This window comes from Paenibacillus sp. alder61 (genome assembly GCF_020179875.1).
In the GTDB taxonomy this organism is placed as follows: Bacteria; Bacillota; Bacilli; order Paenibacillales; family Paenibacillaceae; genus Fontibacillus; species Fontibacillus faecis.
Window position 1 is genome coordinate 266,954 of sequence record NZ_JAIUDG010000001.1, and the last position, 21,115, is coordinate 288,068.

21 protein-coding genes are annotated in these 21,115 nt (G+C 55.4%); 5 read left to right on the forward strand and 16 right to left on the reverse strand.

The window, feature by feature from the left end; all coding sequences use genetic code 11:
• Positions 1 to 388: 388 nt before the first annotated feature.
• From LBW89_RS01135 to hemE, 8 genes are all read right to left on the reverse strand, one after another.
• The gene (locus LBW89_RS01135; protein ID WP_148450447.1) at positions 389 to 592 is read right to left on the reverse strand and encodes a hypothetical protein; all 204 of its coding nucleotides are present in this window, start codon (positions 590 to 592) and stop codon (positions 389 to 391) included.
• Between the two features lie 76 nt (positions 593 to 668).
• Positions 669 to 2,663, reverse strand: coding sequence for an ABC-F family ATP-binding cassette domain-containing protein (locus tag LBW89_RS01140; protein WP_148450448.1), 1,995 nt, complete (start codon positions 2,661 to 2,663; stop codon positions 669 to 671).
• A 15-nt stretch (positions 2,664 to 2,678) separates the two neighbouring features.
• Positions 2,679 to 3,515: a DUF92 domain-containing protein gene (locus LBW89_RS01145; RefSeq protein ID WP_148450449.1), complete on the reverse strand. Its 837-nt coding sequence runs from the start codon at positions 3,513 to 3,515 to the stop codon at positions 2,679 to 2,681.
• Positions 3,512 to 4,156 carry a fumarylacetoacetate hydrolase family protein gene (locus tag LBW89_RS01150; RefSeq protein ID WP_148450450.1) on the reverse strand — a complete coding sequence of 215 codons (645 nt, stop codon included), beginning with the start codon at positions 4,154 to 4,156 and terminating at the stop codon, positions 3,512 to 3,514. Before LBW89_RS01150 ends, LBW89_RS01145 begins: the two co-directional genes overlap by 4 nt.
• A 46-nt stretch (positions 4,157 to 4,202) precedes the next feature.
• On the reverse strand, positions 4,203 to 4,952 hold the full coding sequence (locus tag LBW89_RS01155; protein WP_148450451.1) for a glycerophosphodiester phosphodiesterase: 750 nt from the start codon (positions 4,950 to 4,952) through the stop codon (positions 4,203 to 4,205).
• A gap of 24 nt (positions 4,953 to 4,976) precedes the next feature.
• On the reverse strand, positions 4,977 to 6,332 hold the full coding sequence (locus tag LBW89_RS01160; RefSeq protein ID WP_148450452.1) for a CapA family protein: 1,356 nt from the start codon (positions 6,330 to 6,332) through the stop codon (positions 4,977 to 4,979).
• Between the two features lie 385 nt (positions 6,333 to 6,717).
• The gene (hemH, locus tag LBW89_RS01165) at positions 6,718 to 7,662 is read right to left on the reverse strand and encodes a ferrochelatase (RefSeq protein ID WP_148450453.1); all 945 of its coding nucleotides are present in this window, start codon (positions 7,660 to 7,662) and stop codon (positions 6,718 to 6,720) included.
• Between the two features lie 43 nt (positions 7,663 to 7,705).
• Positions 7,706 to 8,764: a uroporphyrinogen decarboxylase gene (gene hemE / locus LBW89_RS01170; protein WP_148450454.1), complete on the reverse strand. Its 1,059-nt coding sequence runs from the start codon at positions 8,762 to 8,764 to the stop codon at positions 7,706 to 7,708.
• A 153-nt stretch (positions 8,765 to 8,917) separates the two neighbouring features.
• On the opposite strand from hemE, the gene LBW89_RS01175 reads away from it, so the two are divergent.
• Positions 8,918 to 10,162: an MFS transporter gene (locus LBW89_RS01175; RefSeq protein WP_211373257.1), complete on the forward strand. Its 1,245-nt coding sequence runs from the start codon at positions 8,918 to 8,920 to the stop codon at positions 10,160 to 10,162.
• Between the two features lie 84 nt (positions 10,163 to 10,246).
• Here LBW89_RS01175 and LBW89_RS01180 read toward each other — a convergent pair whose 3' ends face one another.
• Positions 10,247 to 10,876, reverse strand: coding sequence for an O-methyltransferase (locus LBW89_RS01180; protein WP_225038256.1), 630 nt, complete (start codon positions 10,874 to 10,876; stop codon positions 10,247 to 10,249).
• Positions 10,877 to 11,415: 539 nt separating this feature from the next.
• Between LBW89_RS01180 and LBW89_RS01185 the strand changes: the two genes are divergently transcribed.
• Together LBW89_RS01185 and LBW89_RS01190 are read left to right on the forward strand one after the other, a co-directional pair.
• Complete coding sequence (locus tag LBW89_RS01185) at positions 11,416 to 12,567, forward strand: THUMP domain-containing class I SAM-dependent RNA methyltransferase (protein WP_148450457.1); 1,152 nt, start codon at positions 11,416 to 11,418, stop codon at positions 12,565 to 12,567.
• 49 nt (positions 12,568 to 12,616) lie between these two features.
• On the forward strand, positions 12,617 to 14,548 hold the full coding sequence (locus LBW89_RS01190; RefSeq protein WP_225038257.1) for an LTA synthase family protein: 1,932 nt from the start codon (positions 12,617 to 12,619) through the stop codon (positions 14,546 to 14,548).
• 84 nt (positions 14,549 to 14,632) lie between these two features.
• Here the strand turns inward: LBW89_RS01190 and LBW89_RS01195 are convergent, their stop codons facing one another.
• From LBW89_RS01195 to LBW89_RS01215, 5 genes are all read right to left on the reverse strand, one after another.
• Positions 14,633 to 15,481 (reverse strand): EFR1 family ferrodoxin, encoded by an 849-nt coding sequence (locus LBW89_RS01195; RefSeq protein WP_225038258.1) that lies wholly within the window; start codon positions 15,479 to 15,481, stop codon positions 14,633 to 14,635.
• On the reverse strand, positions 15,478 to 16,221 hold the full coding sequence (locus LBW89_RS01200; protein WP_225038259.1) for an SDR family NAD(P)-dependent oxidoreductase: 744 nt from the start codon (positions 16,219 to 16,221) through the stop codon (positions 15,478 to 15,480). The genes LBW89_RS01195 and LBW89_RS01200 overlap by 4 nt, the downstream gene beginning before the upstream one ends.
• 71 nt (positions 16,222 to 16,292) lie before the next feature.
• Positions 16,293 to 16,958 (reverse strand): TetR/AcrR family transcriptional regulator, encoded by a 666-nt coding sequence (locus LBW89_RS01205; protein WP_170287023.1) that lies wholly within the window; start codon positions 16,956 to 16,958, stop codon positions 16,293 to 16,295.
• A gap of 163 nt (positions 16,959 to 17,121) precedes the next feature.
• On the reverse strand, positions 17,122 to 17,355 hold the full coding sequence (locus LBW89_RS01210; protein ID WP_213505199.1) for a DUF1450 domain-containing protein: 234 nt from the start codon (positions 17,353 to 17,355) through the stop codon (positions 17,122 to 17,124).
• Between the two features lie 230 nt (positions 17,356 to 17,585).
• Positions 17,586 to 17,888 carry an iron-sulfur cluster assembly accessory protein gene (locus tag LBW89_RS01215; protein ID WP_148450463.1) on the reverse strand — a complete coding sequence of 101 codons (303 nt, stop codon included), beginning with the start codon at positions 17,886 to 17,888 and terminating at the stop codon, positions 17,586 to 17,588.
• Between the two features lie 204 nt (positions 17,889 to 18,092).
• Between LBW89_RS01215 and LBW89_RS01220 the strand changes: the two genes are divergently transcribed.
• Positions 18,093 to 18,425: a PadR family transcriptional regulator gene (locus LBW89_RS01220; protein ID WP_225038260.1), complete on the forward strand. Its 333-nt coding sequence runs from the start codon at positions 18,093 to 18,095 to the stop codon at positions 18,423 to 18,425.
• Positions 18,422 to 19,717, forward strand: coding sequence for an FtsW/RodA/SpoVE family cell cycle protein (locus LBW89_RS01225; protein ID WP_225038261.1), 1,296 nt, complete (start codon positions 18,422 to 18,424; stop codon positions 19,715 to 19,717). The genes LBW89_RS01220 and LBW89_RS01225 overlap by 4 nt, the downstream gene beginning before the upstream one ends.
• 102 nt (positions 19,718 to 19,819) lie before the next feature.
• Here the strand turns inward: LBW89_RS01225 and LBW89_RS01230 are convergent, their stop codons facing one another.
• The gene (locus LBW89_RS01230; protein WP_213505202.1) at positions 19,820 to 20,092 is read right to left on the reverse strand and encodes a hypothetical protein; all 273 of its coding nucleotides are present in this window, start codon (positions 20,090 to 20,092) and stop codon (positions 19,820 to 19,822) included.
• A gap of 93 nt (positions 20,093 to 20,185) precedes the next feature.
• Positions 20,186 to 21,094: a M14 family metallocarboxypeptidase gene (locus LBW89_RS01235; protein WP_225038262.1), complete on the reverse strand. Its 909-nt coding sequence runs from the start codon at positions 21,092 to 21,094 to the stop codon at positions 20,186 to 20,188.
• Positions 21,095 to 21,115 lie beyond the last annotated feature (21 nt).

The following is a 21,115-nucleotide window of genomic DNA, read 5'->3' on the forward strand; positions in this document are numbered from 1 at the left end:
CAAAATTTCAAAATACCTGCAAATCTGCAGGAATTTTTGACGAAACCGGCTCGTTTCTCTAAATTCGCTAGAAATTCCTGCAGATTCGCATCTTTTTGGAGTTGGAAGCTTGGAAGCAAGCACACTAGGCGCCTCTTTGTAGCGACATATCACTTCGATTAGCCATTAAGCCACCTTCTCCTTTCGTTATACATTGTAGCTTGGACACTCCTATGATAACGACCCCATCAGGTGGTTTTTGCTATAAGCATCACTACACCACCCGCATAGCAGTTTTATGTTTCGCACGTTTCGCGAGCTCCACTGGCTAAAGCCCCAAACAAAAACGGTCTCCGTCCCGCAGTCTTCTTTCCAAAGACTGCGTTCGGAGACCGTCTTTTTATGACGATCAAGCTAACCATTTGATCAAATAAAACACGATCACCAAAACGCCGACCGCGATCAGCAAATTAACGGACTCGCGTACGAACCCGGGTGGACCGTACCGATGCAGGCGCTGCTCTTTTTCCTTGAATCTGCTTTTGGCCACATCTTCATCCACCGCATTCATATGAGGCCGGTTGGGCCCGTCGAATCCCCCGAACATATCCATCCCCTCACCACCATTTCAAGGAATTGAATATCTTCAGTTCATTGTAGCATTGTTTTCCAGATGTGGGAAGGCAAGACTACCCGTTCCGCTGCTGCTCGATCTTTTCGGCCAGCTCGTTCAGGTAGGCCCAGCGGTCCATCAGCCCCTCCAGCTCGGCCTCCGCCTCCTGCTGTTCACGCATCAGCTCCTGTAGTCTCACGGCATCGCTGGCCGCTTCCGCCATCGCTTCGGTCAACGCGGCCAGCCGCTGTTCGGCGGCTTCCACCTTTTCATCGATCGTCTCGTATTCCCGCTGTTCGTTGTAACTGAACTTCAGCTTCTCCCCGCGGGCAGGATCCTTACCGCTTCCTCCAGCCCCAGCCCCGCTGCCCGCCGGGACGGCCGAAGTTTCTTCCCGCTTCCCGGCGACCTTGCGTCCAGCCCCGGTCTCCGTTCCCGGCTTCGCCGCCGGATCGGCGGCTGCCCCGGACAGACCGCCTTGCGTGCGCTCCTCGTATTCGCTATAGTCGCCGGCGTGGATGGCTACCCGGCCGCCGCCTTCAAACGCAAAAATTTTGTCCACCGTCCGGTCCAAAAAATAACGGTCATGGGATACTACGAAGACGGCGCCCGGAAACTCATCCAGATAAGCCTCCAGAACAGTAAGGGTCTGGATGTCCAGATCGTTGGTGGGCTCGTCCAGCAGAAGCACGTTCGGCGCTCCCATCAGCACGCGGAGCAGGTACAGCCTGCGCTTCTCCCCGCCGGACAGCTTGCTGATCGGCGTCCACTGCATCGCCGGTGGAAACAGAAACCGCTCCAGCATTTGGGCGGCCGTAATTCTGGTCCCGTCTGCCGTTTCGACGACCTCCGCCGCTTCCTTAATATACTCAATGACCCTTTGCTTCCCGTCCATCTCTTGATGCTCCTGGGTAAAATACCCCAGCTTGACGGTCTGCCCCAGCTCAATCTCGCCGGCATCCGGTTTCACGCGACCGGCGATCATGTTCAGCAGCGTCGATTTGCCGCTGCCGTTCGGTCCGATGATGCCGACCCGGTCACCGGGGACGGCTGTGTAGGTAAGCTCGCCGATCAACAGACGTTCCCCCGCCGACTTGCGCAGCCCGGAGATTTCCACGATTTTGCGGCCCAAACGGGCCGAAGCCACCGAGATATCCAGCGCCTCGCTTTTGTGCTCCACTTTCATGTTCTGCAGCTTCTCAAACCGTTCGATTCTGGCCTTCTGCTTCGTCGAACGGGCCTTGGCGCCGCGCCGGATCCACGCGAGCTCATTGCGCAGCAGGTTTTGGCGCTTTTGCTCCGACGCCGCTTCCCGTTCTTCGCGCTCGCTTTTCAGCTCCAGAAAGCGGCTGTAATTCGCCTCGTAACGGAACAATCGCCCTTGGTCCAGCTCCAGCATCACATTGCACACGCGATCCAGAAAATACCGGTCGTGCGTAATCAGCAGCAGGGCGCCGCGGCGTTTCTGCAAATAGGCTTCCAGCCAGGCCACCGAGGCGTTGTCGATATGGTTGGTCGGCTCGTCCATAATGAGCAGTTCCGAAGGGACAATCAGCGCGGAGGCCAAAGCCACCCGTTTCCGCTGACCACCCGAGAGCTCGCCGATCTTTCTCCCGAACTCGGTGATGCCGAGCCTGGACAACACGCTCTTGGCCTCGCTCTCCAGGCTCCAAGCCCCCAGCCGGTCCATCTCCTGGCTCAGCTTCGAGACTTTGGACTGCAGCGCGGTATCTTCCGGATGCAGCTCCAATTCCTCGATCGCTTCCATGTAGGAAGAGACGGCCAGCAGTTCCGGACCGCCGTGTTGAAAGACGGCGCGCAAGACGGAGATCTCCGGATCGAACTCCGGATTCTGGGCCAGGAAGGTGATTCGGGTATCCCGGTTCACCGACACCTTTCCTTCGTCCGCCGGTTCCAGGCCGGCGATGACGCGCAGAAACGTGGATTTTCCGGTTCCGTTTACGCCGATGACGCCGATTTTATCATGTTCATCCATGCCAAAGGAAACGTCCTGAAACAGGATTTTCTCGCCATAGCTTTTTCCGAGTTGTTCCGCAGTCAAAATATTCATCGTTATTCCCACTTTCTAAGTCAGCATGACGCCAAGCCCCCAGGCGATAAAACCTGCAGCCAGGGCGCTGAGTATGTTCACGGCATCGTTGTTCATCCAGCGCAAGCCCCGCAGCGGCAAAGTAGCGGTGCCGCAATGCGTGTCCACTTCCACGCTCTTGCCGCATTTCGGGCAGCGCTGCATCCGCTGCAGGGTCGCCCCCAGCAGGGAGTCGGCAAAGGCGCCGGTAAAACCGGCTACGCCGCCGATCACGGTCCAGCGCCATAAAGACGCAAAATAGGCGGCCGTCCCGTTCGACCCGCTCCCGCCCGCCGTCAAATCCAGCAAAACCTGAGCGGCCGCGCCGATCAGCAGCGCCCCGACCAGCGCGGCGAAGCTGCCCAGCCGCGATACGCCGCCGGAGGTCCCGGCGGGAAGCGGCTTCCAGGTCAGCACCGACCGCGGCGGGGTTTTGCTTAGTCCGCCCCACTCCGTCGCCCACGTATCGGCGGTTACCGCGGCCATCGAGCCTACGAAGAACCAGGCCCAGACCGGATTCGGCCAAAGCGCGTTACCGATGCAGGCCAGCATCCCGATCCCGCCGTTGGCAAACACCTGACCGGCATCCCTGCGTCCGGTTTTGGCATAGGATTTCTCCAACTCCCGTTTCCGGTCGCCGCGAAATTTGGAGAATGCCGTGGAAGTTATAAAAAAGATCAGCAGCAAACCGAACCAGAACAAATTCCCAGCCGCATAATACACGGTGCCCATCACCGCGGCCGCGATCATTCCCGAAAGGGACAGCGATTGTTTACGATAGGCCGCCCCGGAAACCAAAAGGGCGCAGAGCGCCCCTACGATCCAGTCCGTCATTGTTTGGCCTGCGGACCGGATACGATTTCACAGCTGCCCAACAAATCCGGTCCGTATGAGATTTCAAGGCGATCCCCCTGAACCACCGGCCCTACCCCTTCCGGCGTGCCCGTGAAAATCAGATCCCCCTCATCCAGACCGTACCGGTCCGCGATATAATCCACAATCTGCTGCAGAGAAAAGATCATATTCCGAACGTTTCCCCGCTGAACGACTTCCCCGTTTTTGCGCAAGGTAAAATCGTTCTCGGCAACCTGCACCGTCCCCGGAAAAGCGAGATAAGGCGTTAGGGGAGCGGCGTTTTTGAAGCCTTTGGCCGCCGTCCAGGGATGACCTTTCTTCTTTAATTCGCTCTGTACATCCCGCAGCGTAAAGTCGATGCCGAAGGCCATCACATCGACAAGCTCGTCCACGGTCATGCCCGGCTCATAAGAACGGCCGATCCGTAGAACGAGTTCGGTTTCGTAGTGAATTTCACCGCGGTTTTCCGGTAGCGAAATCCCCGTACCGTTCATCGAAACGACCGCGTGCGACGGCTTCAAAAAGATCATCGGCTCCGCCGGCACCTCATTGCCGAGCTCTTCGGCATGAAGCCGGTAGTTTCGGCCGACACAGTACACGTTCGATATCATTTTGTTCATCCCTTAACGCCTCCCGATTTGTCTTTATAAGTTAGACCTACTGTGCTCAGGTCTTCTCCTGTTCCTCCCGGTCGCCGATCGCTTTCCGCCATATATCGGGGCGATTGGTGCAGAGGAGGATATCCTTGTGCATGTCCGCCACCTTGCGCATCCGGCGGGCGTCATCCAGGGTCCAGGCCATGACCTCGATTCCCCGCTTTGCCGCTTTTCCGGCAAGCTCCGCGGTCAGATGACGATAACCGATGGAAAGAAAGGAGCATTCCAGCAGCTGCAGACGCAGCAATAAATCTTTGGGATACCCGTCGATGATCAGACCCGTCCGAATCCCCCGCCCGATTTCCTTGACCTTGGCCAAAATTCGAGGTTCAAAGGAGGTGAGAACGACCTCCTGCTCCATCCGCCGCTTTTTGATCGCGCCGATAACCTTCTCCTCGATCCCCGGGTACAGATTGCCTTGCGTTTTTATTTCAATATTGGCCCGTAACCGTCCCTGTATTTTATCAAGAAACTGATCCAGGCTGACGAGTTTTTCCCCCGCGTATGCTTTGGACTTCCAGCGTCCCGCATCGAGCGTCTGCAGCTCGGCCCAGGTTTTGTCCTTCACCGGTCCCCGGCCGTTGGTCGTCCGGTTCAATGTGAAATCGTGTATCAGCAAGGGAACGCCGTCTTTGGACAGTTGAACATCCACTTCCACCCAATGTACAAAAGGCTGCTCCATCGCCAGCGAAATCGCGGCCAGCGTGTTCTCCGGCGCAATGCTGGAAAATCCCCGGTGAGCTACGCATGGGTTGGACATCCTTTCACGCTCCCTCCTGTGTGCTTATTCGGAGCCGTTCGCCAAACTTACCTTGCCCGAAGCCCCGATCGAGACCCCCGGCGAGAAGCTCTCCACCTCTTTCAACAGCTTGGCTCCCTCCTCCTCCGTCATTGGCACGGGTTGGCCGAGCTCGGTTTTGTAAGGGATCAGCTTCAAGTCGCAATTCCCGCTGCGGCTGCATTCCGCGGCAAACACAGCGGTCTCCCAGGTTTTCGGATCCTTGGATTTCGTGAAAATAAAATTCCCCGTACTGTAAGCGATCCATTTTCCTTTATAATTTTCCAGCCCCTGCAGCACATGCGGATGACCGCCGATCACCAAATCGGCGCCGGCATCGATAAATTGATGGGCCAGCGAAGTTTGGTGCTCTTCCAGCTTGGTGGTGCGCTCTTTGCCCCAGTGAACGGAGACAAGCACCAAATCCGCCTTCTTCCGGGCGCTTTGGATCGCTTTAACGGCCTGCGAAGCATCGTACGCCGCCGCGACCCCCGGTCCTTTGCCCGCCGCCCAGTGGCTCTCGGGGATGACGCGGGTAAAGCCGCACAGCGCGATCACGATGCCTTTACGCTCGATGTATACCGGGGCATAGGCTTCCGTACTGTTCTTACCCGCTCCGACAAAGTGCAGTTTGCTCTCCTTCAAATGCGCTATCGTATCCAAAAGTCCTTCCACCCCTTGATCCAGGGTGTGGTTGTTCGCCAGATTGACCGCCTCCACCCCGGCCTTTGCCAGCTCGGGAAGCGCCTTGGGCGATGACTTAAACACAAACGTCTTGTTCTCGGCCGCCGTCCCCCCATCCGTCACGGGCGTTTCCAGATTCACGACGCTGAGATCGTCGTTCTGAAACAAGTCCCTGACATACCGGTAAGGGTAATCGTAGCCTTCCTTTTCCAGCTTCTCAGCGACTTTGCTCGAAAAGATCGTATCCCCCGCAAAATGAATCAGCAGACGCTCTCCGGAGTCGACCTCCCGTTCGCGATCCGCTTCGGAACCTGCCTCATCTTCACCTACCGTTTGCGGTTCGTCCACCTTGGCCGGATCTTTTGAAGGCTCATCGTTCGCGGCAGTTTCCGGGTTGCGGTCTTCTTCGGGCGAAGCCGGTTCCCCGTTTGAAGGCTCGTCATCGGTCCGGCTTGCCTCGTCATTCCCCGGGATTTGTTCTCCCGCCGGCGCGCCCGCCGCCTGACCCGAATCCTCCCCCGAAGTGCCGTTCATCTCTCGTTCGCCGAGAACGAAGTACAGCCCCAATACGGCGATAATTAAAATCAGGGATACATTGACCCCCATCCAAAAGCGGATCTGCCTCCGCTGTTTTTCCGACTTCTTCTTTTTGTGTTTCTCGGAACGTGGTGGATACATGTTCTACTCCTTTTCCCCCATACTAGCCTTACATCATTGAGCATGATTGATTTTATTATATCAGCTAACCGGAAATAAATAGAACCCCTCGCCTATTTTATAAGCGAAGGGCCCTGTTCGGAGCAAAATTATGACTTCTGCATTTCCAAGCTAACAGATTATCATTTTCGGTGCAGCTCACCCGTTACCCTTTGACAGCCCGGGAGGTGAATTAGGGCCATTTACGCCGCTATTTTACCCGCAAAAGCGAATCGGGCAGAAATACCGGCCCATAAGACCGCTATTTCCGCGAAACGGCTAGCGGTAATTGCGGGCCCGGATTCAACCCGCTGCGTCCAGGCGAAAAGACTTATATAGACGGCCCCGTGTCAGGTGGCGCTAGCGCTTAGTTATTGGCATATGCCTGGAAAATAACATCGCTCAGCGTCTCCATATACAGCGGGTCGCTGTTCAGCGAGTCGATGCGCTCCAGCCGCATATCCAGCTCTTTGGCGATCGCTTTCGCCTCGATATCGAGGTCATACAGCACCTCCAGATGATCCGAGACAAAACCGACCGGCGCGACCAGAACGTCCTCGATTTGCTCCAGGCTCAGCGTGCGCAGCGTATCGAGAATATCCGGCCCCAGCCACGGTTCGGCCGTTCGGCCGGCGCTCTGCCAGGTAAACTGCCAGGAGGTCACGCCCGCTTGATCGGCAACGGCTTTGGAAGTGGCCAAAAGCTGATCCTGATAAGGATCGCCCATTGCGAGAATGCGTTCCGGCAGACTGTGCGCGCTAAAGAGCACTCTCACTTGATCCCGGACCGCTCCGGCTTCCTCGAACTGATCCAGCTTCGCCGATACCCGCTTCGCCAACGCTTCGATCAGTTTTGGATGCAGGTGATAGTCGCGTACGAATTTCATGGCGATTCCGGCTTCCCCGGCCTTCGCTTCCGCCCGCTTGATATAACCGCCGACACTCATGACGGAGTAATGCGGGGCCAGAACAATCCCAATCGCTTCCGTAATTCCGTCCTTCGCCATCGCCTCAACCCCGTCCTCGATAAACGGCGACGCATGCTTTAAGCCTTGATAGCAAACGAATTGTTTATCCTTGTGAGGATTGAGCCGGTTCAACGTCTCCTGCAGCGAGGCCACTTGATGGTCCGTATTGGCCCGCAGCGGAAAAACCCCGCCGACAATAGCTTCGTAACGGTCTTTCAGTTCTTTGAGCTGCTCGGCCGTAGGCGGATGCCCCCGCCGGATATGCGTGTAGTACGATTCAACCTGGTCCAGGCTTTGCGGCGTGCCGTAAGACATGACGAGTACGCCGATTTTGGTTGTTGTCACGATTGTTCACCTCTATAAGTTCATGTGATGATACCGTTTCAAATCAATGGACATGAGCCCGACGTGCGATCACTTCCGCCGAATATTCGTGTACATAATCGGTTAACTCGCGAAGCTTCTCGAGCGAGGCCTCGGGGAACAAGCCGTGCCCCAAGTTAAAAATATACCCGGGGGCTTCCGTCCCCTGATCGATCAATTCCTTGGCGTACTGTTTAATGGTATCCATAGGGGCGGTTAGGATGTACGGATCGAGATTGCCCTGTACGGCAAACTTCCCTTCCAGACGCCGGCGCCCTTCGGAAATCGATACCCGCCAGTCAAGTCCGATCACATCCGCCTGCAGTTTCGTCAAGGTAGGCAGCAGTTCACCGGAGCTAACGCCGGGAAAATAGATTTTCGGTACATCCAAATCGTCAAGTTCGGCAAAAATACGGGTAATCGTAGGCAGGACGTAACGTTCAAAATCCTTCGGCGCCAGCGCTCCGACCCAACTGTCGAACAGCTGGAACGCTTTGCCGCCGCTGTTCACATGCGCTCGCAAGTAGGTGATGACCATATCGCCAAGCTTGGCCATCAGCTTATCCCAAAGCTCGGGTTCCCCGTACATGAGGCTTTTCGTGCGTATGTAACTTTTTGACGGACGACCTTCGATCAAATAGCTGGCAATCGTGAAGGGCGCGCCGGCAAACGTGATTAGGGGCACCTCCAGCTCCTTGTCCAACAGCTTGATCGTCTCCAGAATGTGGGACAGGTCCCCTTCCACGTCGATCGGTTTCAGGCGTTCGATATCTTCGCGCGTTCGAATCGGATTGTCGATGACGGGTCCGATATTCTTAACGATATCAAAATCGATGCCGATTGAAGCAACCGGATTCATGATATCGGAATACAAAATAGCCGCATCCACGCCCAGCTTGCGCACCGGCATCATCGTAATTTCCGCCGCAAGCTCGGGCTGCCGGCAAATTTCGAGCAGACTGTATTTCTCTTTAATCTTCCGGTATTCCGGATCGTATCTTCCCGCCTGACGCATGTACCAAACCGGAAGACGGTCTACCTCCTGCTTCCGGCAGGCGCGGATAAACCGATCGTTATAAGCCACGAGTATAGCCTCCAATCTTAAATCTCTAATATATATTATGCCCTTTTTAAAAGTAAGTAACAACTGTCACACCGGTTTGTCCCATGACAATCGTATGACAGAGCGGCCCGGGCGGCCCGTCGAATTGTGATATACTTATAAGAATTGTTTAAAATGCCTGTTATTCGGAAAGGAAGTGAAAGCACTTTGAAATCATGGAAAGTCAATGTCATTGTGCTTTGGTTCGGCTCATTTCTGGTCAACGCGGGAATGACGATGATCACCCCGTTTTTATCGCTGTATCTGGCCAGAAACCTAAACGTTCAGGGCGAGCACGAGATCGGCATTTGGGCCGGGATGATCTTTGCCGCCAACTTTGCTACATCTTTTATTTTTCAGCCGTTGTGGGGCAAGCTTGCCGATAAATATGGACGAAAAATCATGTTGCTGCGCTCGGGCTTCGGAATGGCGATCGTTATATCCCTCATGGGCTTTGCCACGGCGCCTTGGCATTTGCTGGCGCTTCGCTTGTTGAACGGGACGATCTCCGGGTTCAACCCGGCCGCCGTCTCGCTCGTATCGGGCACCGCGCCCAAAGAACGGATGGGCTTCGCCATGGGGACGATCCAGTCCGGAAACGTGGCCGGAACCATTCTCGGCCCGCTGATCGGGGGACTTTTGGCGGAATGGGTCGGCTTTCGCCCGATCTTTTACATCACCGGGACCCTGCTGTTCTTGGCCTCCGTCCTGGCCTGGCTGTTCGTGCGGGAAAACTTCGACCGCGAAGAGGCGGCGCATACCCCGCAAATCTCGGTGCTGCAAGGCTTTGTCGAATTGAACAAAACGCCGCAGCTCACGGCGCTCTTCGCCGTGACCTTCCTGCTGCAGTTCGCGATGCTGAGCCCGATGTCCCTGCTGCCGATCTACGTGGAGAAGCTTCACGGCGTCCCCACGGATGTGGCGTTCTGGGCCGGTTTCGTCAGCGCCGTCACGGGGATCTCCAACATGATCACCTCCCCGATCCTCGGCCGCGTCAGCGACAAGGTCGGGGCGCACCGGATTTTGACCTTCTGCCTGATCGGAGCCTCCATCACCTTGATTCCGCAGGCGTTCGTGCAATCCGTCTGGCAGCTTATCCTCGTGCGGTTCCTGATGGGTGTCTTCATGGGCGGCCTGCTGCCCAGCGTCAACGCGCTCATCCGCTTCTACACGCCGGACGGAATGGAGAGCCGCGCGTTCGGTTTCAACAGCAGTACGCTGGCCCTCGGCAACATGCTCGGCTCGCTGATCGGAGGCTTTCTCTCCGGCTTCATCGGCATCGAAGGCCTCTTTATCGTCTCCGGTATCCTGCTGCTGGTCAATACCGCCTGGGTTCGCTGGAAGCTCTACGCTCATCCGAAACACGCCGCGTTCAAATAGACGCGACGGACATGGAAAGCCCGCCCGATATACTTAAATTACCGGGCGGGCTTTTTGCGCCTGCTCCGCTCTTCGCGAAGGCGGCTACTTCACGATCGCAAGGGCCAGACCGTCGTAAGCCGGCAGCATCGTGCTGAGCAGACGCTCGTCGGTGGCGATCATTTCGTTGAACTTGCGGATGGCCTGAACCGATGGGCCGTTTTTGTCCGGGTTCAGCGTTCGTCCGCGGAGCAGGGTGTTGTCGCCGGCGATAAGCGCCCCGGGCTTCGCCAGCCGGATGGCATATTCCAGGTAGACGGGGTAGTTTTCCTTATCGGCATCGATCAGAAACAGATCGAACTGCTCTCCCCGCTCCGCCAACCGCTCCAGGCTGTCCAGAGCCGGACCCACCATATACTCCGCAAGCCCGCCAAAACCGGCGGCCTCCAGATTCCGTCTGGCCAGAGCGGCGTTGGCCTCCTTGAGCTCCAGGGACAGAAGGCGGCCTCCCTCCGCGAGCCCGCGGGCCAGGCAGATTCCGCTGTACCCGCCGAGCGCGCCGATCTCCAGAATGGAGCGGGCTTTGGAGACGGTCGCAAGCAGGGTTAACAGCCGCCCGTACCCCGGCGCAATCGACACGTCGTTCATCCCGCTCTCTATAATCGACTCGGTCACCTTCCTGAGAACCTCGTCCTCCCGATATAAATCCTCACTGTATTGTTCAGGGGTTATCATTCCCGCACACTCCTTTTTCCTTGTCCGTTCGCGATTTTCGGTTTGTATCTTCATAGACATTGTCCTATACTGAATTGTATGGTTTTTACACGGGAACCACAAGAGAATCGGGCGACGTGAGGCCCCAAAGACCGCTATTTCACATCAAAGAGCCAAATTCGACAAAATACCGCCGCAAACGACTCTTATCCACCCGCCCGGCTTCAAAGGGAGGCGGGTACAGCCATGGACCCCTCAGGTTAATCCAGCGCTGGTGCAAATAGCGGGAATAGTTCCCGTTATTTTGGGATATATGCGGCTGCGGAGACAATTAGCGGGAAAAGCTCCAGCTAAATCGCCTGAATTTGTCAAGAACGGTGATCAGGACGTGAAATAGATGGAACTTTTCCAGCAAAATCCGATCCAAGGGCCATCGAGAGGAAAATTACCGGGAGATTTTCCCGTTAATCAGCGGCTAAGCTTGGGTAGATGGAGAAATCATCTTGCTAAACTTGCCGATCGAGTTGCCAAACCAATGAACATGGAGTTGATAAACAGAAATGCCGGGACAAGGACAATTGGAGTTGATCGCCACCGCGCCGATGGGGCTTGAAGCCGTCGTAGCGCGCGAGCTTAAAGATTTGGGTTATGAGGAGATGGTCGTGGAAAACGGCCGGGTTACGTTTAAAGGGGACCTGTACGATATTTGCCGCTGCAACTTGTGGCTCCGCACCTCCGATCGGGTTCTGATCAAGATGGGCGAATTCACCGCGCTCACCTTCGACGAATTGTTTGAAGGCACAAAGGCGCTGCCCTGGCAGGACTGGATTCCGGTTCACGGCGAGTTTCCCGTCGAAGGCCGATCGCACAAATCCCAGCTCAGCAGCGTGCCCGCCTGCCAGGGGATCGTCAAAAAAGCCGTCGTCGAGAAGTTGAAGGAGACCTACCGCAACGACTGGTTCCAGGAAAATGGACCGCGTTACGTCATCGAGATCAATCTGCTGAACGACAAGGCCCTGCTGACGCTCGACACGACCGGCCCGGCGCTGCACAAGCGCGGTTACCGCAAAGTGGCTACGGAAGCGCCGCTCAAGGAAACGATGGCCGCCGCGATGATCCTGCTCAGCCGCTGGCATCAGAACCCGTCGCGGCCGTTTTACGATCCGTGCTGCGGATCGGGCACACTGCCGATCGAAGCCGCGATGATCGGCTGGAATATCGCGCCGGGCCTGCGGCGCACCTTTAACTCCGAGGCCTGGCCGGTTCTGCCGGAGCCGCTGTGGCAGGAGGCGCGCGAGGAAGCGATCGATGCCGTGAAGGACGATATTCCGCTGAATATCGCGGGGAGCGACATCGATCCGAAGGCGATCGAGATCGCCCAGGCCGCGGCCAAGAGCGCGGGTCTGGCCAAGGAGATCGCCTTCAAGACTCTGCCGGCTGTCCAAATCCAGCCGGAGGGAGAGTACGGCGTGATGATCACCAATCCCCCGTACGGCGAACGGATCGGGGAAGAGAAAGAAGTACGCCGGTTGATCGGCCAGCTGGGCCGCGTATACGCCGAGCTGCCGACCTGGTCTTTCTTCGCACTGACGCCGACCAAACAGTTCGAGCATGATTTTCAGCGCAAAGCCGACAAACGGCGCAAATTGTTCAACGGACGGATTGAATGCCAATACCTGCAGTATCTCGGACCCCTTCCCCCGCGGCATTAAGCTTCGGGTGGAGGGTTTCTCCATTTTTTCGGAAAGGGGCGTCTAATTGATGGCCGTCTTTTTAAAACTGAAGCGTCATTCGGGGTACGTCCTGTTCATCGTCGTCCTATTGTTGAAACTTAAACTGTTGCACGCCAACCTCCACGCCCAGAATATAGATATGAACAAGCTCGACCATCTCATCGCGATCGGTTCGCTGATGCTGGCTTCCTTCTGGACGCTATGGCTCCCGCGCCGGGGCCGGACGATCGCTCTGGCGGTCTTGAACGTGCTGCTGACCGTGCTGATTTTCGCGGACCTGGTCTATTACCGCTATTTTGCGGACTTCATCACCGTGCCCGTCCTGTTTCAAGCGGGCCAAGTGGGGGAATTGGGAGAGAGCATCCGCTCCCTCCTGCATCTCTCCGATCTCTGGCTTGCGGCCGACTGGCTATTATGGCTGGTCTTCGTTTTGGTTATGCGCGTTATGCCGGGATATCGACGCCTGGAAAAAAAATCGGGAACCACCGCCGGCTTCAAAAATCGCGCGAAAGACCGCACCCAGCCGATCTCCCGTTTTGTAGGGGGACTCGCCGTCTTTGCCTTGGGCTTCGTGCTCACGTTCGGTCCGATCCGCCATTATACGAAAACATGGGCCACGGGGCTTTTTGAAGGCGGCTGGTGGAATATTTCGCTGTACAATGTGACCGGGCTGCTCGGTTTTCACGGCTACGACATCTACCGGTATGCAAAGGAGCATATGGGCGGTGAAACAAGGATGACGGAGCAGGAAAAGAACGAGATGCGGGACTGGTTCGCGAAGCAAGCGGAGGCCCGCAATGAAACCAACGAGAGTTTCGGCGCCTACCGGGGCAGTAACGTTCTCGTCGTGCAGGTGGAAGCCTTCATGAACTTCATGATCGGCCGCGAAATCGACGGGTGGGAGATCACGCCAAATTTCAATAAACTGATGAAGGAAAGCCTGTATTTCAGCAATTATTATCATCAGACAGGACAGGGACGGACTTCGGATGCCGATTTCTCCTCCCAAAGTTCCCTTCACCCGCTTCCCACCGGCTCGGTCTTCGTGCGGTATCCCGATCACCGCTATGACGTCCTGCCGCAAATTCTGGGAGAACGCGGATACGAAACCGCCGTTTTCCATGCTTACGAGGGCAGTTTCTGGAACCGTAACAACATGTATAAAGCGATGGGGTATGACCATTTTTACAGCAAAAAGGACTTCACCATGGACGAGCCGCTAGGCTGGTCGCTAGGGGACAAATCGTTTTTCCGCCAATCGCTGGAGCTGATGAGCAAGGAATCGCAGCCTTTTTATTCTTTTTTGATCACGCTCTCCAGCCATCATCCGTACTCCCTTCCCGCCTCGGTCAGAGAACTGGATACCGGGGAGTTCAAAGATACGATCTTCGGCAATTATCTCGAATCGATACATTACGCCGATGCAGCCCTGGGCCAGTTGATCGAGGGGATGAAGGAGAAGGGGATTTGGGACAATACGATCCTGTATGTGTACGGCGATCATGATAATTCCATTCCGGATAAAAAAGACTACGAGCGCTTTTTGGGAAGGCCGCTGACCGAGCTTGATATGCATCAAATCATGAATCAGGTCCCCCTGCTCGTGCATCTGCCCGGCGGCAAAGCAGCCGGCGTGGACAGCAGGCCGTCGGGCCAGCTTGATATGGCACCTTCGCTTTTGCATCTGCTGGGCGTCCCCACGGACGGGTACTATATGATGGGCAACAACCTGTTCGCGTCCGGGACCCCTTTTGTCGTTCTCCGGTCCGGTGCCTTTACCGACGGGAAACTGTATTATATTCCGTCCCCGGACAATCTGTTCGAGAACGGCGCCTGCTATGATCTCGCTGCCCGAACCGAAACCGGGATCGAACCGTGCCGGGTTCCGTACGAGCGCGCCAAGAAACAGCTGCAAATTTCGGACAGACTGATTACGGAAGATTTGATTCCTCAGTTGTAGAATACGGCAGCTCAGGAAAACCATCTGTAACGTGGCAAAAGGCCGGCCGGGTTTCGCTTGAAACCTGGTCGGCCTTGGCTCACCTTAAACTTCTCCGCTTTCCGCGCAGCCGCTTCGTCTTCTCTCCGTTCCGCCCTTCTGCCGGGCTATATCATGTGCCGTGTATAGCGGATGACGGTACCTGCCTTTGGTCATCGATTTGGTTTTCCGGATTTGGATAGCTTGACGCGGACAATAATTGATGCAGGCGAAGCAAAAATAACATTCCGTCTCTTCTTTCCAAATCGGCCTGCCCTCCTGCTGCTCAATTTTCCCGGACAAGCACACTTTCGTACACAGGCCGCATCCGATACAACGGTCGTCGGCATAAAATTTTTTGTCCGTATGCAGATAATCCGTTTTGCGCAAGACCACCGACAAAGCCGGAAAAAGCAGCTTTTTTCTCCAAAACGACTTTTCCGAGTTCGTCGCGTGCACTTCTTCCCTGTTTCCGATGGCTGCCGCTATCGGTTCCAGCTTGACCCGCGCTTCCGCGCACAATCTTTCTATGAGCGCCTGATCGGGCGTATCCGCGATATGGCAAAAATTGTTGGGCATATCGATAAACCAGTGAGCGTTCAGCGCCCTTTCTTTTTTTTGAAGCAGACGATCCATATCCCGAAACACATGGCAGGGAGAGCCTCCCCGCGTGGCTATGGCAAAAAGATAGGAGGGCTGCTCCAGATTTATTTTCTCCAAAAAATATTTAACCGGCGCCGGCATCGTAAACGCGTGAACCGGAAAAACGAAACCCACGACATCGGCTTTAATGGAATAGTCCGTTACTTGGATGATCGGTACAACGGTAGCCTCGGGAAACGATTTGTGCAGCTCCTGGGCGATAAACAGCGAGTTGCCCGTTCCCGAAAAATAAAAAATCCGCATGCTCGTCATACCGCCGTATATCCCCCATCCACCATCAGGCTGGTTCCTGTGATGAATGAAGCGTCGTCACTGGCCAGAAACAGAACCGCTTTAGCGATCTCCTCAGCCGTACCCAATCGGCCTGCGGGGTGCAAACCTATGAGGTAGTTCTTGACCTCCTCGCCCAAGCGGTTGATCATCGGCGTATCGACATATCCCGGACATACGGCGTTTACGCGGATATTTCTGGCCGCGTAAGCTACCGCCGTAGATTGGGTCAGCATTTTGACCCCGCCTTTGGCGGCCGCATATGCACTGACTCTCGCTTTCCCGACATGGCTGTGGACCGAGCCGCAATTGACGATCGCGCCGCCGTTCCCCTGGCTCAGCATTTGCTTGATCGCGTATTTGTTGCAAAGAAACACACCGGTCAGGTTTATATCAACGGCAAGCTTCCAATCCTCAAGGCTTAACTGGTCCGTCGGGCCATCGGCCCCGACACCGGCGTTGGCGAACAGAATATCCAGCTTGCCGTAACGTTCGACGGTTTTCTCCACCATCCGCTCGACCTCACCCTCTTGGGTCACGTCCGTTTTTATAAAACTTGCGACAAGTCCGCTTTTTGTTAATTCATCCGCCAGCATCTGTCCTTCCTCGGATAAATCGGCAATAGCCACCTTGGCTCCTTCCCCCGCGAACAATCGGGCTGCCGCGGCGCCGATCCCGCCGGCTCCTCCGGTGACAATAACGACCTTTTGCTGAAATCTCATAACATCCGTCCTCCAATTTAATCTAACTAGTTATTTATATTTAAAGCGAAAATATGGCCAAGCTCCCTAAGCTACAGGATACTTGGCTCCATTACGCCGTAAATAACGAATTTTGCGATCTGTTCTCTAAACTGTTCCTGCGTCATCGGCGGCATACGGTCATCCGGAAAAATCTCGCTAAATCTCCGGAAAGATTGGAGGAACGGGATTACCGTATTCATCAGAATCATCGGCACCATCATCGGTTCCATGTCCCGTCTGATTATTCCATTCTTCTTCGCCGCCAAGGTCAATTCATACAACCGGGGAAAATCATCATCCGGATTGTAGGCGATTTGCTTCCACGTCTTCCAGTTCTCAGCGGCTTCCCAGGCGAATATTTTCAAATAACGGGGATGATCCGTCAATAGCTGATAGGAAAAGTCAATCACCTGTTCAAGCAGCTGTCGGAACTTGTCCGGGTCCGAAGCGGTTGTCTCATCCTTAAGCAGGTCCCCAACCCGCTCTTCCGACATTTTGTTTCCGAACAGGTCCGCCCGCTTGACCACCTCCGTATAAAGTCCCAACTTATCTTTAAAATACTGATAGATAAGACTTTTGTTATAGCCCGCCGCATCAGCGATCGCATCGATTCGCGTAGCGGAGTAGCCATGTTCCGCAAACAGCTCTTCCGCCGCATCAAGAATGATCGCTTTAGTGCGGGCGGCATCGTAAGTCCTCTTCTTTCTTTCGGTCATCATCATCTTCTCCACTAAAATAAACTAACTAGTTAGATTTTAAAATGAAGTCATGAACATGTCAAGCGAAATACAAAAAAAAACGCCGGGGCATAGACCCCGGCGGCAATCCATTGGCCGCGTTTTCCGGTTCAATTTCCCGGCAGCCCCAACCAGCCGTCTTCTAAAGTTTCGGTTTTTTCACAAACGGGGCGGCCTTGGCCAGCACTTCATCCTCCGTCGGCGCGCTCACGTAACGGCCGTTAATATATACGAACGCTCTTTTGCCGCAAGGGCCGCAATACGATTTGCAGCCGATTTTGATGTCGGCGTCCGGTGCGAGCTTTTGCAATTTCGGTACCATCGTCTTCATACGAATATGATTACATTTATCGCAAATCCGAATATCGTTAGCCATGATGCTTCCCTTCTTTTTATCTACTGTACTAATATACGATTGTTCATTATAGCACGATCCTTGCCGATTTTCCATTCCCCTAAAGCATTTCACGAACCCGATCGGTGCACAATCCACCGTAGACAAAAAAAATTCCCAAAATGGGAATCTCGAGCGCGAGAATCGTCCCATTTTGGGAATTTTTAAGTGCCGAGCTTAACGGTTTCACCGAACTGAACTGAACCGAATAATTAATGATCTCCGTGGTTGCCTTTGGAAGGGTTGGTGATAACGAAGCCCTCCTGGGGAAAATACAAGTAATCGACTTTGACGCCGTCCAGCAACGGATCGGTGCCTTCCACGATCACATCGATTTCCTTGTCTGTCTTGATGATTTGATCCTTGTCGCCGGGCTTCACCAGGTCCAAGCCATAGTGGGCGTGATCGCCGTGCGAATGAGTGATGAACACTTTCAGGGCCAGCCCCTGGTTCTCTTCCTTTTCCAGTTCCTTCTTTATTACCTTTGCCGCATTGCGGGTAATTTTGACGTTCATATGATCTCTCCTATCCTAAGTGACATTCCAGCATACCTATTGTAAAGAAATGCCGTGAAACAAGCAAGGCCAGGCTTCCGGATATTTCCGTTTCGTCCGGGTTAAGAACTAATAGGGATGATCCTAATGTTCCGATACATAGGATTGCTATGCATACTAAATCTATGTATAATGGCTGTATGAATTTGGAAAGGTGGTGTCTGCTTGAAAGTTAATAAGGAACTGCTCAAGGGAAGCACCGGCATGCTGATTTTGACACTGCTGGACAAGCGGGATTTATACGGTTACCAGTTGATCAAAGAGCTTGAACAGATGTCGGACGGGACCTTTGCTTTGAAGGAAGGAACGCTTTATCCGATTCTTCATGGCATGGAGACGGAGCGCTGGTTGGAAGCCTATTGGGAGGAAGCCGAAGGTCGAAAGCGCAAGTACTACCGGATCACGGACAGCGGCAGGCGCCAGCTTCAGGAGAAGAAGCGCGAATGGCAGCTGTTCCGGGGGGCTGTGGATCGGGTACTCGGGGAGGGACCTGCATGAAAAACTTGCATCCGCTATTACAAGAATATGTGAACCGGGTATCCAGGCAGGTCAAAGCGCGCGAACTGCGCCAAGAAATAAGAGAGGAGATCGCCGGCCATTTGGACGAGCTATGGGAAGCCAAGCGGGCCGAGGGTTTGGATGACGAGGCCGCCGCGCGGCAGGCCATGGCTCAGATGGGGAATACGGATTCGGTCGCCGAAGGGTTGAACAGGGTGCACCGGCCGCGCGTGCCGTGGATGATGCTGCTCTCCCTGGCTCTGCTGCTGACGATCGCTTTGCTGGCTATGTACGCCGTGCGGCTCAGTTATCAAGCCGGAGAAGGACTTTGGTACGACATCGATTTTTTCGGCAAGCAGGCGGTCTTTATAGGGATCGGATTGGCCGTTTTGTTCATTCTTAGCCGTGTCCATTACGGGATTCTGAACAATTATTCATGGATGTTATACGGGCTGGCGGTTGTTCTTATATGGATCACCAACTATGTGAGCCCGAACGTAAACGGCTTGCGCGTTTTTATCCTCGGTGGGGTTAACCCCACCGCGATCTGTCCTTATTTGTTTCTCATTGCGGCGGCGGGTGCTCTCTCCCGGAAGTACGAAAAGCGCCGGACCGCTTTAGGGCAGCTTGTTGTTCTTGGAATCCTCCCGTTGCTGCTGTTCGCGGTGATTCCGTCCTTCCCGAGCCTGATCCTCTATGCCGTCGCCTTCGCTCTGATGCTGTGCTTTTCCCGATACGGCTGGCGTTGGGTCCTGACTTACCTTTCCATGGTCGCGTCGATTTTTGTATTGCCGTTACTGCTCAGCGGTTACGGTCAGGAGCGGCTGAGCGCTTTTTTGCGCCCCTGGGAGGATGCGGAGGGCTCGGGGTACCTTTACCTCCAAATTGAAGAGGCTGTTCGCTCGGCGGGATGGCGGGGGCATGGATTCGGCTCGTCCATGGAAGTGCTGCCCCAAATTCATTCCGACAACGTGTTCACCTATCTGATTTACAGCCTGGGCTGGGTTTTCGGCATCCTTGTTTTGATGATCGTCCTGCTGTTTGTCACCCAACTGGTCAATGCGGCCAAGTCCGTTCGGGATCCGTACGGGAAAATGCTCATCGCCGGTCTCGGAGCTTTCTTCTCCGTTCAATTCGTATGGAGCATCGGCATGTCGTTGGGGCTTCTCCCGATTTCCGCCGTGTCCTTCCCTCTGATCAGCTATGGAGGAAGCGGGCTGATGGCGCAACTGGGAGCCATCGGGCTTATATACGGTGTTTATCGGCGAAAGGATATGGTTCGAGCCCATTGACGGCATCTTGATATCCTCTTCATTGACACGACGACACAATCCAAAAACCGCAGGTGCACAAAAGCTCCTGCGGTTCTCTTGTCCACGGGGTATTTTTCACGCTCATCGTATCAACCTGTCCTTGTCGATTTCCCTCGGGGGCTGACTATCCTTGCGCTCCGCCCGGTCCACAAACCAATTCATCAGCAGCATCGTCACCGCGATATCGTCGATCGGTATAAACGGCAGGACGTCAGGCAGAACCCAATACAATACCGCCGGGACCGCCATCAGCAGCTTGTCCGTCAATGGAACGCGGGGAGACCGCATTAGCCCGGGAAGCCGGCGGAACACATGCCCCCAACGGCGGAGCGACCAGATTTTTGACCATTTCATGGAACTCCCCCTCTCTATACCGTTATAAGATAAGATACCCATTTTTTCTATATACGTTCAAATATACATTTATATATTCAAAAAAAAGCCGCGTTATCCGCGGATAAACTCGGCCAGAATCGGTTCCAGTTCTTTATACATCTCCTCGAAGTCCTCCAAAGGCAGGGGGTTCACGCCTTCCCCTACCTCCACGGTAAACCCGGGGCGGCGGAACTCGTCGATGAACCAGTCCTTGTAGCCCGCATCGCTTCCCGTAAGCTTTACGGCCCGGTATCCGCCGGCCGCGGCAAGCCGGGCCGCGAACGCCTCCGCCTCCCGCGGCTCCCGCTCGCGGTAGTTCCAGTAAATCTCCTTGCCCTGCGTGTGCAAGGAGAGCACCCGGCTGAACCGCATTTCGCGGGTCAGCCGGACCAGGGCGGCCGCCTCCGGCTCGCTGAGCGGATGCGGACCGCCGTAATCCTGCGGCGCCGGGCCGCTCACGCCCCGGCGCTCCCGCTCCAGTTCCCAGCCGGCCGGGAACTGGTCGTTCAAATCGACGCCGCGGATATTGGCCTTCCAGCGGCGAAAATCGCCGCTGCCGCCGTTCCACGCGGCGAGCTCCTCCGCCCGCGCGCAGCCGGGCGGAATGCCGTCCTGCGCCAGGTCGGCGCCGTCCGGGTTGACCATGGGGACCGTCCAGAGGGTGACGGCATCCAGGCCGCACGCCTCCCCGGCCTCCCGGGCTTCCGCCAACCGCTCCACAAACCGGAGCAGCAGCGGGGCCGTGATCCACTCGTTGGCATGCACGGCCGCGTTCATATGGATGGCTTCCGGGCCCGCTCCCAACACCAGGGCAAGCAGCGGTTCGCCAAGCACGCTCTGCCCGATGGGTCTGGCCCGGATGCCGGGATATCGCCGCGTCAGTTCCCGCACTTGTTTTACATAATCGGCATTCCGATACCCGTTAAAATTCTTTACCGTTACCAGCGGTCGAACATGCCCGGCCTTCCGATCGAAATTCACTCCATCCCCATCCTTTCCCGC